The organism is Streptomonospora mangrovi, from assembly GCF_027604915.1.
Taxonomy (GTDB): Bacteria; Actinomycetota; Actinomycetes; order Streptosporangiales; family Streptosporangiaceae; genus Streptomonospora; species Streptomonospora mangrovi.
On the sequence record NZ_JAJAQC010000016.1, the window covers coordinates 101,638 to 116,386 of the forward strand.

A 14,749-nucleotide genomic window follows, 5' to 3' on the forward strand; every position below is an offset into this window, starting at 1 on the left:
CGGGGGTGAGCCGCGCCGCCGGAGGGTATGACCCGCCCGTTGGTCGAATCAACGCTCTGAAGGAGACCCCGGATGTCGCTGACCATGGGCGGCGGCCCGCTGGCGCGCAACGCCCCCGCCACGGTGAACTACCGGCTGGAGAGCCCGCGCCACGCGCTGCTGCTGCACCCGTTCCCGCGGCGGGTGCGCGCCGAGCTGGCCGGCCGCACGGTGCTCGACACCCTCCGGGGCGCCCTGCTGCACGAGACCTCGCTGCCGCCCCAACTCTACGTGCCCACCCAGGACATCGACCCCGCCCTGCTCGAGTCCAGCGCCCACACCACCCACTGCCCCTACAAGGGCGACGCCGCCTACCACCACCTGCGGGTGGGGGAGCGCGTGGTCGAGAACGCGGTGTGGACCTACCCCGAGCCCCCGGCCGAGGCCGCGTGGCTGCGCGGGCTCTCGGCGCTGTACTGGTCGGCCGCCGACACCTGGTACGACGAGGACCAGGAGGTGCGGGGCCACCTGCGCGACCCCTACCACCGGGTCGACACCCGCCCCACCTCGGCCGCCGTGCGCGTCTCCTACGGCGACCTCGTGCTCGCGGAGTCCGCCGCGCCCCAACTGCTCAGCGAGACCGGGCTGCCCAACCGCCACTACCTGCCGCCCGGCGACGTCCGCCGCGAGTACCTGGTGCCCAGCGAGACGGTCACCCACTGCCCCTACAAGGGGCGCACCGTCTACTGGAACCTGCGGGTTGACGGCCGCGAGGTCCCCGACGTCGCGTGGTCCCTGCCCGACCCGCTGCATGAGGCGCTCGACGTGCGCGACCACCTCTGCTTCCTCCACGAGGACATCACCGTCGAGGTGGAGCGCCGCTAGCACGGGCGCCCGCCCCGGCACCGGGGCCGGCCTGTGCACAACCGGCCCGCGCCGTCGGTGGCAGGCGGTACTGTCGCACGCGTGGCTGAGATTCCCGACGTCGACACCCTGCTGGACGCCGCCGTGCGCGCCCTCGGCGGCGCCCGGCGCGACGGCCAGGTCGCCATGGCCGAGGCGGTCGCCACCGCCATCGACACCGGCGAACACCTCGTCGTGCAGGCGGGCACCGGCACCGGCAAGTCGCTGGCCTACCTGGTGCCCGCACTGCGCCACGCCGTGGCCGAGGACACCACCGTCGTGGTCTCCACCGCCACCCTCGCCCTCCAGCGCCAGCTCATCGACCGCGACCTCCCCCGGCTCGGGGCCGCGCTGGCGCCGCTGCTGCGCCGCGAACCCACCTTCGCCATCCTCAAGGGCCGCCGCAACTACCTGTGCCGCCACCGCGTGCACGGCGCCGACACCGCCGACCCCGACGACACCGAGCTGTTCGACCCCCGCCAGCTCTCGTCGCTGGGCCGCCAGGTCAAGCGGCTGCACGAATGGGCCGAGGACACCGTCACCGGCGACCGCGACGAACTCGTGCCCGGCGTCAGCGACCTCGCCTGGCGCCAGGTGTCGGTGTCGGCCAACGAGTGCGTGGGCGCCGCCGCCTGCCCCTTCGGCCAGGAGTGCTTCTCCGAGCAGGCGCGCGCCGACGCCTCGGGCGCCGACATCGTCGTCACCAACCACGCCCTGCTGGCCATCTCGGCCATGCAGGGCTACCAACTGCTGCCCGAGCACCGCGTGCTGATGATCGACGAGGCCCACGAACTGGTCGACCGCGTCACCTCCGTGGCAACCGGCGAACTCGGCGAACGCGTGGTCGCCGCGGCCGCCAAGCGCGCCGCGCGGCTGTGCGACGCCGACCTCACCGAGCGGCTGAGCGAGTCCGCCGACGGCCTGGCCCTGGTCTTCGCCGACGCCGAGGCCGGCCGCCTGGACCACCTGCCCGACTCCCTGGCCGGCGCTGTCGCCGCCGTCCGCGACTCCGCCCACACCTGCCTCAGCGCCGTGCGCTCGGCCTCCGGCGAGCAGGACCCCGACCACGCCGCGCGGCGCAAGCAGGCGCTGGCCGCCCTGGAGGAGCTGCACGACACCGCCGTGCGGATCCTGGAGTCCTTCGAGCCCCCGCTGCGCGAGCGCCACGACGTCGTGTGGCTGGCCAAGGGCCCCAAGCACGCGCCGACCCTGCACGTGGCGCCGCTGGCGGTGGGCGGCCTGCTGCGCGAACGCCTCTTCGGCGACCGCACCACCGTGCTGACCTCGGCCACGCTGGCCCTGGGCGGGTCCTTCGGCCCGCTGGCCGCGCAGTGGGGCCTGGGCCGGGAGTCCACCGGCCCGGCGCCCGCGCGCGCCGTACCGCCGGCCGCCGACACCGCCGGCACCGGCGCGGCGGGGACGGACGACGGGGCCGAGGAGGCCGCCTCCGGCGCCGCCGCCGCTCCCGGCGCCGCCGAGCCCGACGACTCCCACACCTCCGCCGGCGAACCCCGCTGGCGCGCCCTCGACGTCGGCTCGCCCTTCGACCACGCCCGCAGCGGCATCCTGTACGTGGCCCGGCACCTGCCCCCGCCCGGTCGCGACGGCCTGGACCCCCGCTACATCGACGAGATCGCCGAACTGGTCGAGGCCGCCGGCGGGCGCGCGCTGGGCCTGTTCTCCTCGATGCGCGCCGCCGCCCAGGCCACCGAGGAGCTGCGCGACCGCCTCGACGTCCGCATCCTGTGCCAGGGCGACGACTCCACCGGCCGCCTGGTCGAGGAGTTCGCCGCCGAGGAGTCCGCGTGCCTGTTCGGCACCCTGTCGCTGTGGCAGGGGGTCGACGTCCCCGGGCGCTCGCTCCAGTTGGTGATCGTGGACCGCATCCCCTTCCCCCGCCCCGACGACCCCCTGGCCTCGGCGCGCCAGCGCGCGGTGGGCGCGCGCGGCGGCAACGGGTTCATGGCGGTGGCGGCCACCCACGCGGCGCTGCTGCTGGCCCAGGGCACGGGCCGGCTGCTGCGGTCGGTCCACGACCGGGGGGTGGTGGCGGTGCTCGACCCCCGGCTGGCCACCGCGCGCTACGGGGGGTTCCTGCGGTCCTCGCTGCCGCCCTACTGGGGCACGACCGACCCCGAGGTCGCCCGCGCGGCCCTGCGGCGGCTGGCGGCCGCTCCGGTGCCCGGGTGACCGGTGCGGCGGGCGGGCGCGGCGGGTGCGGTCAGCGGCGCACGCGGTAGCCGAACAGCCGGACCGCGTAGCCGGGGGTGTCCTCGTCGGCGGGGTGGATGTACCAGCGGTCGTCGTTGTCGCCGATCGACAGCTCGTTCCACATCAGGTCGATGAGCTTGAGGCGGGCCACCAGCGACGCGTTGGGGTCCAGCACGATCGCGTAGGAGTGGTCGGTCAGCCGCTGGGTGACCATTCCCACGGGCTGGCCGTCCCAGATGGCGGGCACCGGGGCGTGGCCGACGTCGACCCCGCACAGCCGCAGTTGCTCCATCTCCTCGTCGAGCGCCTCGGCGGCCAGGGCGTCGTCCAGCTTGAGCGCGTCCTCGAGTTCGTCGCGGTCGGGGTCGTCGCGCAGGTAGGCGTGGTAGGTGCGGTATCCGCAGGTGCGGCAGGCGCGCCAGACCACGCAGCGGGCCAGCCCGTAGGCCGACTGGGCCTCGCCGATGGCGCGGTAGGCGCTGACCGGCCGGCTTGTGCCGCATTCGCAGCACAAAGCGGTGAGATCCTGCTTCATCCTTCAGTCCCCCTCCCAGGCGAGTATGCGATGGGAACCCCTGATTATGGAACCCGGCCGCTGAAGGAGTTCCGGCAAACTGTCGTCATCAATGACCAAAAACGCCCGGCCCCGGAGCGGCCGCGCGCCGGGGGGCTGGCCCGGGGCGCTCAGCCTGATGTAGGGTTCCCGTCCTCGCCGGAGGGGCGGGCCGAGGAGCCCTGCCGGCGCGGGCCGGCCGGCGGCTGCGCGTCCCCCGGCGCGTCGGGTTCGGCGCCGGCCTCCGGTGCGTCCAGCAGCGGGTGCTCGGCCACCTGGTAGCGGCGGATGTAGATCCCCAGGAACGCCTGGAGGCTCGCGCCCGCCGGCAGCGCCAGCAGCGCGCCGGGCGCGCCCATGATCGCCGCCCCCGCCATCACCGCGCCGAAGGCCACGGCCGGGTGCATGTCCAGGGTGCGCGCGGTGATGCGGGGCTGGAGCAGGTAGTTCTCGAACTGCTGGTAGAGCACCACGAAGATGAGCATCCACAGGGCCGGCCACGTGCCCTGCATCAGCGCCACCAGCACCGGCACGGCACCGCCGATGTAGGTGCCGATGGTCGGGATGAACTGGGACAGGACGCCCACCCACAGCGCGAGCGCGAAGGCGTAATGGACGTCCAGAACCGCAAGGGCGAGGTAGTGGGCGAGCGTGGCGATCAGCGCCAGCAGCGCGCGGGAGTAGATGTAGCCGCCGGTCTTGCTGATGGCGATCTCCCAGGCGCGCAGCACCTCGCGCTGGGTGCGCGGCGGCAGCACCGAGCAGATGGTGCGACGGAACCGGGGGCCGTCGGCGGTCAGGTAGAAGGTGAACAGCGCCACCGTAAGCCCGTTGAACAGCAGCACCAGCAGGGTGGTGCCCGCGCCCCAGGCGTTCTCGGCGACGCTGGAGGCGTACTGGTTGATCAGGCCGGTGGCGTCGGTGATCTCGCTGAGCAGCGTGTTGGGCGAGAAGTCGGTGTGGAAGGTGACGTTCACCCAGTTCAGCAGCCCGCGGCTCATGGCGGGCACCTGGTCCACGAACTCCAGCACCTGGCCCACCAGCATCGAGCCCAGTACCGAGAAGAACACCACCACCACGACGACCACGCCGAGCATGACCACCCCGGTGGCCGGGCCGCGCGGCCAGCGGTGCTTGTGCAGCCAGTTGACCGCCGGCTCCAGGGCCAGCGCCAGGAACAGCGACATCAGCAGCAGCACCAGCAGCCCGCGCAACTGGAGGAACAGCCACGCCGCCACGGCGAACCCGATCACGGTCCAGGCCACGAGCAGCAGCGCCCTGGGCAGCCACGACGGCATGCCGTTCTTGCCCGGTCCGGGCGGCGGCGGGGTGCTCATGGGCGCTGGCGGTGTCCTTCCTGGTCCTTCCTGCCGCGGACCGGCGGCTCCGCGGGCGCGCCGGTGGGCGACCGCGCCGCCGGTGGCGGTGCGGCGGCCGGGGCGCCTACGGCGGCGGGCCGCGCCCCTACTCGTCCATCGACAGGCCGCGCTTGTTCCGGGCGGTCCAATCGCGCATCCGCTGCGGATAGCCGACGGCGTGTACATCGTAGACGGGCGCCCTCAGTTTGCGGGCGACCCGGGCGATCACGTCGGGCGAGCCGACCCGGCGGCGGATCCACTCGCCGTCGGTGGCCACGGCCACGGCCGTGGTGCCGGTGGCGAAGGTCTCGGGCTCGACGTAGAACTCCACACCCGTGCGCGTGCCGTGGAAATCGATCAGCGCCTGGAGGTCGGAGTCCTCGGCCGCGCGGTCGAAGCGCGCCTTGCCGCCCCGCCTCGCCCGCCGGAGTCCGAACCGGTCTCGCCATCCCACGGTCGTGCTCCCGTCCCTTGTGCCGCGCTCCGCCCGCGGATCAGCGCATATCCACCGGCGCCGGAGCATCGAGTCTATCGGCACAATCCGCCCCCACTTTCCGGGTTTCCGCCCGCGATGCGTGACCGCGCTGCTACGTTCGGTCGCACCCCGGGGCGAAAGGGCGCCCGGCGGGGCAGGGGGCGAACGGGGGAGCGCCGATGGCGATGTGGAGATGGCTGGCCGGTGCCGTGGGGGACCTCCGCGCCCAGGGCGGCGCGGACCTCGCCGAGACCCTGGTGCGCCTGGCCCGGATGGCGGTCGACGGCCAGGCCGCCCGCATCGCCGAGGCCCTGCCCGAGGCGCTGCGGGCGGCCCGCGCCGACACCGCGCCCGCCTGGGCGCCGCCGCTGCTGGCCCACCTGGCGCTGGACGCCCGCACCGGCGCGCGCGCCGAGGGCGAGACCGCCCTGCACGAGGCGCTGGCCCGGCTGCGCGCCGCGCACGCCCCCGGGGCCGCGCCCCCCGAGCACACCGGTGCGCCCGGCGGCGCCGACCCGGAGTCCGGCACCGCCCCGGCGCCCGCCGCCTCCGGCGCCGACGCGCCCCTGCACGCCTGCACCCCCGCCGCCTGCGCCGCCGAGCCCGTCCTGGCCTGCTACGCCACCATCGACGGCCCCGGCCACGTGGTGGAGCGCGCCACCATCGCGGCCGAGGGGCTGGCCCACGTCCGCCCCGGCGAACCCGCCTGGGAGGCGCTGGTGCTGGCCCGCGCCGACATGCTCGTCGACGACGAGCGCCCCGAGGAGGCCGTGCGCGAACTCGACCTGCGCGCCGCCCAGGCCCGCGCCGCGGGGCGCGACGTCACCCTCGGCTACGCCTTCGGCTACGTCCGCGCCCTGCGCCACCAAGACCGCCACGCCGAGGCCCTGGCCGCCCTGGAGCGGGTGGAGGCCGGCGCCGCCGCCGCGTGGCCCGCCGGCGCGCCCCGCGCCGCCGCGCTGCGCCGCGCCCGCGCCGAGCGCGCCCGGCTGCTGGCGTGGCTGGCCCGCGCCGGGCGGGTGGCCGCCGACGACGCCCTGGCCGCCCTGCCCGACCCCCGCGAGGCCGACGCCCACCCGCGCCTGCGCCGCGCCTGGGCCGAGGCCGCCGAGCACCTGGTGGCCTGCGGCGCGCTGGCCAACGACTGGCGCCTGGGCGTGCGGCTCACCGGATGGGCGCGCTACTTCGAGCACACCGGGGCGCACCGCCCCTGCCTGGAACTCGCGCTGGTGGGCGCGCGGCTGGCCACGGAGCGGGGCGCCCGCTGGGCGGCCGGCGCCGCGCTCGGGCGCGCCCGCCGCGCCCTGGGCCGGGTGCGGCGCGGGGCCGACCTCGCCGCCGACCTGGAGGAGGCGGCCCGCGACCTCGCCGCCCGGGGGCCTGTGGCGCTGCCCGTCCCCGCCGCCGACGTGCTGGGTCTGCTGCGCCGCCAGCGCCCCGAGGACGTCGACCCCGAGCACCAGGCCGACCTGGTGGCGGCGGCCCTGGAGCACCGGCCCCACGACGCCTCGCTGCTCAACGCGCTGGGCCAGGTCGGGCGCACCCTCCAGTTGGCCGACGTCGCGGCCGCCGCGCACTGGCCGCGCGTGCGCTCGGCGCCCGGCGACCAGAAGGCGGCGCTGTCGCTGCTGGAGACCCTGCTGCACGACAACGACACCGGCGGCGTGCGCGCGCTGGTGCGGGTGCTGACCGAGGGCGCGCTGCACGCGGTGCCGCCGGCGGGCCACACCCGTGCCGCCGCTCCCGCCGCCCCGGCCGCCGAGGTGGCCGCGCCGGTGCCCGACGATTCGCCCGCCGCCGAGCGCGACCCCGCCGCGACCGTGCCGGCCGCCCGGTGAGCGCGCCGGGCGCCCGGGCTCAGGGCTGGGGCACGCCCGCCAGGTCGGCGCCGGGCGCGTAGGCCAGCGCCGCCGGCGGCAGGTCGGCCGGGCGCCCGCTGGCCAGCACGGTCACGGTGCCCGTCGGCGCCAGCTCCGGCGCGGGCGCGAGGCCGAGGCGGCGCAGGGTCTGCGCCGCCACCGCGTCGGCGGCCGTGAACAGCGCCGCCGTACCGCCCAGCGCCGCCGCGATCCGCTCGCCGACCAGGTCGTAGTGGGTGCAGCCCAGCACCACGGCGGCGACGTCGGCGGGGGTGCGCTCGGCGGCGTAGGCGATGGCCGCCTCGACCTCCTCGGGCCGGGCCGACTCCACCGCCTCGGCGAGCCCGGCGCAGGCCACGGCGGTCACCGCCAGCCCGGGGGCGAACCGCTCGACCAGGTCGGCCTGGTAGCGGCTGCGCGAGGTCGCCACGGTGGACCACACCGCCACGGGGCCGCCCAGCGCGGCGGCGGGCTTGATCGGCGGCACCGTGCCCACCACCGGCACGCCGGGCTCGAACTCCGCGCGCAGCGCGCTCAGCCCGTGCACCGAGGCGGTGTTGCACGGCACGACGATGGCGTCCAGCGCCGCGCCGGCCGCGTCGCGGGCCGCGCGGGCGCCGGCGAGCACCCGCTGGACCACCTCGTCGGGCGTACGCGGGCCCCACGGCATGTGGTCGGGGTCCATGGACAGGAACAGATCGGCGTCGGGCCGGGCCGCGCGCAGCGCGGCGGCCGTGGACAGCATCCCGATCCCGGAGTCGACGAAGGCGATGCGCACGTCAGCCGATCCTATGCGCCCGGCCCCGCGCGGCGCGCCCGCCGCACCCCTCCGCTCCGCCGCCTCGCACCCCCGCCACGCCGCCCGCCCGCCACGCCGCCCGCCCGGCCCGCCACGCCGCCCGCCCGGCGCGCCGCGCCGGCCGGGCGGGCGCGGCGGTTCGGCGGCCCGGCGGTCATGGCGGGCACGGGGGCGGCCCGACACAATGGGGGTTTGTGCCGGCGACGGCCCGCCCCGGGGGGCGCTGAAACGCCCTACTGGCGGGTAGGCATAGGCTGTCTGGCGGCCTTGGCAATCGTCGGCACAGGTCAGCAGCGACGACGACGGCGCGCGGCGCCGCCTGGCACAGAAGCGGGTGAGTGGGATTCGTCAGCATTCCGAGCACGACTTCGCCGACCACGTCGAGGCCGTCCAGCGGCTCCGGCGCGACTACGCGCGGCTGCCGGCCGACGCCCCTGTCCGCCTGGCGAAGCCGACCTCCAACCTCTTCCGCTTCCGCGAGTCCGCCGCCACCGCCCGGCTGGACGTCTCGGCGTTCACCTCGGTGCTGTCGGTGGACCCCGCCGAGCGCGTGGCCGAGGTCGGCGGCATGACCACCTACGAGGACCTGGTGGCGGCCACCCTGCCGCACGGCCTGATGCCGCTGGTGGTGCCGCAGTTGCGCACCATCACGCTGGGCGGCGCGGTCACCGGCCTGGGGATCGAGTCCTCGTCGTTCCGCAACGGCCTGCCGCACGAGTCGGTGCGCGAGATCGAGATCCTCACCGGCGCGGGCGAGACCGTGGTGGCGCGCCCCGACAACGAGCACCGCGAGCTGTTCTACGGGTTCCCCAACTCCTACGGCACCCTGGGCTACAGCCTGCGGCTGCGCATCGAGCTGGAGCCGGTCAAGCCCTACGTGCACCTGCGCCACCTGCGGTTCGGCGACGCCAAGGAGGCCATGGACGCCTTCGGGCGGATCTGCGCCGACGCCGAGCACGAGGGCCGGCGGGTCGACTTCGTGGACGGGGTGGCGTTCGGGCCCGACGAGCTGTACCTCACGCTGGCCACGTTCGTCGACCGCGCGCCCTGGACCAGCGACTACACCGGCACCGACATCTACTACACCTCCATCCCGCGCTACGCGGGCACCGGGCCGGGCGACTACCTGACGGTGCACGACTACCTGTGGCGCTGGGACACCGACTGGTTCTGGTGCTCGGGCGCGTTCGGGCTGCGCAACCCCACCGTGCGGCGGGTGTGGCCGCGCTCCCTCAAGCGCTCCGACGTCTACCGCAAGCTGGTGGCGCTGGACCGGCGCACCGACTTCAGCCGGCTGCTCAACCTCTACCGCGGCCGCCCGCAGCAGGAGCCGGTGATCCAGGACATCGAGGTGGGCGTCGAGCGCGGCGCGGAGTTCCTGGACTTCTTCCACTCCGAGATCGGGATGTCGCCGGTCTGGATGTGCCCGCTGCGGCTGCGCGAGACCGCGCGCCCGGCCGAGGGGCAGTCCCATGTGTGGCCTCTTTACCCACTTGAGCAGGACCGCCTCTACATCAACTTTGGTTTCTGGGGAATGGTCCCCATGCGTCCCGGTCAGCGCCGGGCCCACCACAACCGCCTCGTGGAGGAGGAGGTCGCCCGGCTGGGCGGCCACAAGTCGCTGTACTCGGACGCCTTCTACGCCGAGGACGAGTTCTGGCGGCTCTACAACGGCGAGGGCTACCGCCGGCTCAAGCACGCCTACGACCCGGACGGGCGGCTCCTCGACCTCTACGCCAAGTGCGTCGGAAACAGGTGACACGCCTGCCCACCGCGTGGGCGACGTGGGTGAGAAGGGAACAACAACCATGCGGTTAGCGGAGATCTTCGAACGCGTCGTCGGCCAGGACGCGCCCGTACACTTCCGCGCTTACGACGGCAGCACCGCCGGAGACCCCACCAGCGACACCGCGGTGGTCGTGCGCACACCGGTGGCGCTCAACTACCTCGCGCAGTCCCCGGGCGCACTCGGGCTGACCCGGGCCTACGTGTCGGGCCACATCGACGTCGAGGGCGACATGTACACCGCCCTCAAGCGGATGGCGGACGTCACCTTCAGCGAGGGCCACCGGCTGTCGCCGCTGGAGATGGCCAGGATCGCCCGCAGCATCGGCTGGGTCAAGTTCGTCAACCGGGTGCCTCCGCCGCCCCAGGAGGTCCTGCCCACGCGGCTGTTCAACCTGGGCACCCGCCACGCCAAGGGCCGCGACGCCGAGGTCATCCACCACCACTACGACGTCTCCAACGCCTTCTACGAACTGGTCCTGGGTCCGTCCATGACCTACACCTGCGCGGTGTTCCCCACCGCGGACGCCACCCTGGAGGAGGCGCAGGAGGCCAAGTACGACCTGGTCGCCCGCAAGCTCGACCTGCGCGAGGGCATGCGGCTCCTGGACGTCGGCTGCGGCTGGGGCGGCATGGTGCGCCACGCCGCCAAGAAGTACGGGGTCAAGGCGCTGGGCGTCACCCTGTCCAAGGAGCAGGCGGAGTGGGCGAGCAAGCGCATCGCCCAGGAGGGCCTGTCCGACCTCGCGGAGGTCCGCCACATGGACTACCGCGACGTCCCCGACGGCGCCTACGACCGGATCAGCTCCATCGGCCTGACCGAGCACATCGGCAAGAAGAATCTGCCGGGCTACTTCGCCGGCCTCTACGCCAAGCTCAAGCCGGGCGGCCGGCTGCTCAACCACTGCATCACCCGGCCGCGCAACGACCTGCCGCCCATGCACCGCGACGGCGTGATCAACCGCTACGTGTTCCCCGACGGCGAGTTGGAGGGGCCGGCCGAGATCCAGCAGGAGATGAACGACGCCGGTTTCGAGATCCGCCACCAGGAGAACCTGCGCGAGCACTACGCGCTGACGCTGCGCCAGTGGTGCGCCAACCTCGACCGCAACTGGGACGCGGCGGTGCGCGAGGTCGGCCAGGGCACCGCGCGCGTCTGGCGGCTGTACATGGCCGGCTGCGTGCTCGGCTTCGAGCGCAACGTCGTGCAGTTGCACCAGATCCTGGGCGTCAAGCTCGACGGCACCGACGCCCACATGCCGCTGCGCCCGAAGTTCCAGTAGGGAGCCGGACGGGAGGACCCGTTCCGTCCGGTCCCGCTCCGCTTCGCCGGGGCGGGCCGCCGCCGCTCCGGGCGGCCCGGCGTGCCCATCACGTCGGCCGCACTGGGCATCATGGGGGTATGCCTGGCACTGAGGACACCGACCGCACCAAGCGGCTCGCCATCGCCCTGGTCGACTCCTACGTCCGCAAGGACCGCGACCTGCTGGCGCGCACCGCCGAGGAGGCCGCGGCCGACACCGACGGCACGGTCTCGGAGTTGAAGGTCTTCGCGGCCTTCCTGGCGCGCCGCGTCGAGGAGACCGGGGTGGTGTGGAAACCCGCCGACTCCCGCGACGCCGTGGCGGCCGCGGTCGCCGACATGCTCCCGCCCGAGGTCGAGTTCGCCGTGATCACCGCCTGGGAGGCCTACGCGGTGGGCGAGGAGGCCGCCGCCGAGCGGCTGAGCAACGGCGACCCGGCGGTCTACCTGCACATGCTCGCGGCGTTCTCCGCCGCCGTGGGGCAGGCCGTCTACAAGCCCGCCGAGCTGATCTCGACGCTGCGCATCGCCACCGACACCGCCGAGTAGCGCGGTCCGGTGGCGGCGGGTCTCCGGCGCGGTCCGGCGCCGGTGCGGCCCGGACCGCGCCGGCGCCGGAGAGCCGCCACCGCCCTTGTCGACACCATGCATTGACACCGAGTGCTGCCGTGTAAAGAGTGGGTGATCCCGGCCCGACCGCTAGGAGAGCCCCCCATGGCCCAGCCGACCCCCCGCTCCGGCACGCAGCCCGCACCCGCCGACCCGGCCGCGCTCCCCGACGTCTCCGACATCGACCTGTCCGACGACGGGTTCTGGGCGCGCCCGCTGAGCGAGCGCCACGACGCCTTCGCCCGGCTGCGCGCCCACCCGCCCCGCTTCTTCGCCGAGCGCCCGATGGGGCCCGTGCCCACCGGCCCCGGCTATTACGCCCTGGTCACCCACGCCGACGTCGCCGAGGCCAGCCGTGAGCCGCGCGTCTTCGCCTCCGAGCCCAGCGCGATCTCCATCCCCGACCTGCCCGAGGGGTTCGCCGAGTACTTCGGTTCCATGATCAACCTGGACGACCCCCGCCACGCCCGGCTGCGCCGCATCGTCTCGCGCGGGTTCACCCCCCGGATGCTGGCCAAGCTGGAGGACGACGTCACCCGGCACGCCCGCCGCATCGTGGACCGGCTGGTGGAGACCGGCCCCTGCGACTTCGTCGGCGAGGTCGCGGCGCGCCTGCCGCTGGTGGTGATCTGCGAGATGATGGGCATCCCCGAGTCCCACCACGACATGGTCCTGGAGAACTCCAGCACCGTCCTGGCCGGCCAGGACCCCGACTACCTCGGCGCCGACGTCGAGACCGCCATCACCCGGCTGCTCCAGGCCGGCGCCGACCTGTCGGCGCTGCTGGCCGACCTCGCCGCCCACCGCCGCGAGCACCCCACCGGCGACCTCACCTCGGCCCTGGTCACCGCCAACGTCGACGGCGAGAGCCTGTCCGACCAGGAACTCGGCTCCTTCTTCATCCTGCTGACGGTGGCCGGCAACGAGACCACCCGCAACGCCATCAGCCACGGCCTGCACCTGCTCACCCGGTACCCCGACCAGCGCCGCCTGTGGTGGTCGGACTTCGAGGAGCACGCCGGGCGCGCCGTGGAGGAGATCGTCCGCTACGCCTCGCCGGTGGTGTGGATGCGCCGCACGCTCACCCAGGACTTCGAGCTGAACGGCCACCCGCTGCGCGCCGGCGACAAGGCGGTGCTCTACTACGCCTCGGCCAACCGCGACGCCGCCGTGTTCGCCGACCCCGACACCTTCGACATCACCCGCCACCCCAACCCGCACCTGGGGTTCGGCGGGCCCGGCCCGCACTTCTGCCTGGGCGCGCACCTGGCGCGGCGCGAGATCACCGTCATGTTCCGCGAACTGCACCGCCGGGTGCCCGGTATCGCCGCCACCGCCGAGCCCGTGCGCCTGGCCTCCAACTTCGTCAACGGGATCAAGTCGCTGCCCTGCGCGTTCTGAGACCGTGGGGGCCTCCGGCGGGGCGCCGGCGGGGGCCGTCGGCCCCGGCGGTCGCGCGGCGGTCGCGGTCCCGCCCGGCGGTTCGGCCCGCCGGGCGCCGGGGCGCGGGTTAGCGTTGCGGAGGGTGTCCCGCCCGACGCGCAAGCGTTGCCGGGCCGTTGTGTTGTTTACTTCACAGTCACGGCATTTTTGCGTAGGTTTCTTACCACCCACGGGGATCGCGAGTGGACGGGAGACCTCCGATGACACGCATCCGCGCCCTGCCGGCCGCCTCGGCCGCCGCCGCCCTGGCCCTGCTCGCCACCGCCTGCGGTACCGGCGGCGGCGGTGAGGGCCAGACCCTCGACGTCTGGATCATGGAGGGCACCAACCCCGACGCAACGGCCTACTTCGAGGAGGTCGGCCGCCAGTTCCGCGAGGAGACCGGGGTCGAGGTCAACGTCGAGTTCGTGCCCTGGGCCGACGCCCACGACAAGTTCACCACCGCCATCGCCGGAAACACCATGCCCGACGTCGCCGAGGTCGGCACCACCTGGACCCTGGAGTTCGCCGAGGCCGGCGCCCTGCTCGACGTCTCCGACCGGGTCGGCGACACCGGCGGCTACGTCGAGGGCCTGGCCGAGGCCGGCCAGGTCGACGGCAGCCTCTACGGCGTCCCCTGGTACGCCGGGGTGCGCTCGGTCATCTACCGCACCGACGTGTTCGAGGAACTCGACCTGGAGGAGCCCACCACCTGGGCGGAGCTGCGCGAGACCGCCATCACGATCTCCGAGGAGCGCGACAACCTCACCGCCTTCCCGGTGGCCGGCGACGCCATGTACCAAATGCTGCCGTTCGTGTGGGGCAGCGGCGCCGACGTCGCCGAGCAGGGCTCCGACGGCACCTGGACCTCGGGCATCGACTCCGCCGAGGCGCGCGAGGGCCTGACCTTCTACACCGACCTGGCCCTGGAGGACGGCGTCTCCAGCACCGGCGCCAGCACCTGGCTGGAGACCGATCTCCAGGACAACTTCATCTCCGGCGACGTCGCCATGATGATCGCCGGAAGCTGGACCCCGGCCGCGATCCTGGCGGCCGACCCCGAACTGGAGGGGCGCATCGGCGCCTTCCCCATCCCCGGTCCCGAGGGCGGCTACAGCCCCTCGTTCCTGGGCGGGTCGCACCTGTCGGTGTTCAACGCCACCGAGGACCCCGACTTCGCCTGGTCCTACGTCGAACTCCTCACCAACGACGAGAACGCGCGCCGCTGGTCGGAGGAGACCACCTACTTCCCCGGCAAGACCGAGCAACTGGAGCCCTACACCACCTCCGACGACCCGCTGGTGCGGCCCTTCGCCGAGCAGATGGCCGAGGCCGGGCGCGGCCTGCCCGCCAGCGCCAACTTCGGCAAGGTGCAGGGCGACGCCGTGCTCCAGGCGATGCTCCAGGACATCCTCAACGAGAAGGCGTCGGTGGAGGAGGCCACCTCGCGCGCCGCCGAGGAGATCGAGCAGACCCTCAACGAAGGCTCCTGA

At 74.5% G+C, this 14,749-nt stretch carries 12 protein-coding genes; 8 read left to right on the forward strand and 4 right to left on the reverse strand.

The window, feature by feature from the left end; translation table 11 throughout:
- Positions 1-72: 72 nt before the first annotated feature.
- Both LG943_RS11605 and LG943_RS11610 read left to right on the forward strand, forming a co-directional pair.
- A complete protein-coding gene (locus tag LG943_RS11605; protein WP_270072241.1) occupies positions 73-864 on the forward strand; it encodes a DUF427 domain-containing protein in 792 nt (263 codons plus the stop codon).
- Between the two features lie 81 nt (positions 865-945).
- Entirely contained in the window at positions 946-3,072 is a 2,127-nt protein-coding gene (locus LG943_RS11610; protein ID WP_270072242.1) for an ATP-dependent DNA helicase, read from the forward strand.
- A 31-nt stretch (positions 3,073-3,103) separates the two neighbouring features.
- Here LG943_RS11610 and LG943_RS11615 read toward each other — a convergent pair whose 3' ends face one another.
- The 3 genes from LG943_RS11615 to LG943_RS11625 all read right to left on the reverse strand — a co-directional run bounded on the left by LG943_RS11615 (position 3,104) and on the right by LG943_RS11625 (position 5,458).
- On the reverse strand, positions 3,104-3,628 hold the full coding sequence (locus LG943_RS11615) for a DUF6315 family protein (protein WP_270072243.1): 525 nt from the start codon (positions 3,626-3,628) through the stop codon (positions 3,104-3,106).
- Positions 3,629-3,777: 149 nt separating this feature from the next.
- Entirely contained in the window at positions 3,778-4,983 is a 1,206-nt protein-coding gene (locus LG943_RS11620; protein ID WP_270072244.1) for an AI-2E family transporter, read from the reverse strand.
- Positions 4,984-5,110: 127 nt separating this feature from the next.
- On the reverse strand, positions 5,111-5,458 hold the full coding sequence (locus LG943_RS11625) for a hypothetical protein (protein WP_270072245.1): 348 nt from the start codon (positions 5,456-5,458) through the stop codon (positions 5,111-5,113).
- Positions 5,459-5,658: 200 nt separating this feature from the next.
- Here LG943_RS11625 and LG943_RS11630 point away from each other — a divergent pair, with 200 nt between their 5' ends.
- Entirely contained in the window at positions 5,659-7,317 is a 1,659-nt protein-coding gene (locus LG943_RS11630) for a hypothetical protein (RefSeq protein ID WP_270072246.1), read from the forward strand.
- 19 nt (positions 7,318-7,336) lie between these two features.
- Here the strand turns inward: LG943_RS11630 and LG943_RS11635 are convergent, their stop codons facing one another.
- Positions 7,337-8,083 (reverse strand): glutamate racemase, encoded by a 747-nt coding sequence (locus tag LG943_RS11635; RefSeq protein ID WP_270072285.1) that lies wholly within the window; start codon positions 8,081-8,083, stop codon positions 7,337-7,339.
- 388 nt (positions 8,084-8,471) lie between these two features.
- On the opposite strand from LG943_RS11635, the gene LG943_RS11640 reads away from it, so the two are divergent.
- The 5 genes from LG943_RS11640 to LG943_RS11660 all read left to right on the forward strand — a co-directional run bounded on the left by LG943_RS11640 (position 8,472) and on the right by LG943_RS11660 (position 14,749).
- Positions 8,472-9,896, forward strand: coding sequence for an FAD-binding oxidoreductase (locus LG943_RS11640; protein ID WP_270072247.1), 1,425 nt, complete (start codon positions 8,472-8,474; stop codon positions 9,894-9,896).
- A 49-nt stretch (positions 9,897-9,945) separates the two neighbouring features.
- Positions 9,946-11,205, forward strand: coding sequence for an SAM-dependent methyltransferase (locus LG943_RS11645; RefSeq protein WP_270072248.1), 1,260 nt, complete (start codon positions 9,946-9,948; stop codon positions 11,203-11,205).
- 119 nt (positions 11,206-11,324) lie between these two features.
- A complete protein-coding gene (locus tag LG943_RS11650) occupies positions 11,325-11,774 on the forward strand; it encodes a hypothetical protein (protein ID WP_270072249.1) in 450 nt (149 codons plus the stop codon).
- Positions 11,775-11,939: 165 nt separating this feature from the next.
- Positions 11,940-13,235: a cytochrome P450 gene (locus LG943_RS11655; protein WP_270072250.1), complete on the forward strand. Its 1,296-nt coding sequence runs from the start codon at positions 11,940-11,942 to the stop codon at positions 13,233-13,235.
- 242 nt (positions 13,236-13,477) lie between these two features.
- Positions 13,478-14,749: a sugar ABC transporter substrate-binding protein gene (locus LG943_RS11660; RefSeq protein WP_270072251.1), complete on the forward strand. Its 1,272-nt coding sequence runs from the start codon at positions 13,478-13,480 to the stop codon at positions 14,747-14,749.

Coding starts and splice junctions, on each gene's coding strand:
- LG943_RS11645 (WP_270072248.1), top strand. CDS start 9,946: ATGCGGTTAGCGGAGATCTTCGAACGCGTCGTCGGCCAGGACGCGCCC.
- LG943_RS11660 (WP_270072251.1), top strand. CDS start 13,478: ATGACACGCATCCGCGCCCTGCCGGCCGCCTCGGCCGCCGCCGCCCTG.
- LG943_RS11650 (WP_270072249.1), top strand. CDS start 11,325: ATGCCTGGCACTGAGGACACCGACCGCACCAAGCGGCTCGCCATCGCC.
- LG943_RS11620 (WP_270072244.1), bottom strand. CDS start 4,983: ATGAGCACCCCGCCGCCGCCCGGACCGGGCAAGAACGGCATGCCGTCG.
- LG943_RS11655 (WP_270072250.1), top strand. CDS start 11,940: ATGGCCCAGCCGACCCCCCGCTCCGGCACGCAGCCCGCACCCGCCGAC.
- LG943_RS11605 (WP_270072241.1), top strand. CDS start 73: ATGTCGCTGACCATGGGCGGCGGCCCGCTGGCGCGCAACGCCCCCGCC.
- LG943_RS11630 (WP_270072246.1), top strand. CDS start 5,659: ATGGCGATGTGGAGATGGCTGGCCGGTGCCGTGGGGGACCTCCGCGCC.
- LG943_RS11615 (WP_270072243.1), bottom strand. CDS start 3,628: ATGAAGCAGGATCTCACCGCTTTGTGCTGCGAATGCGGCACAAGCCGG.
- LG943_RS11635 (WP_270072285.1), bottom strand. CDS start 8,083: ATGCTGTCCACGGCCGCCGCGCTGCGCGCGGCCCGGCCCGACGCCGAT.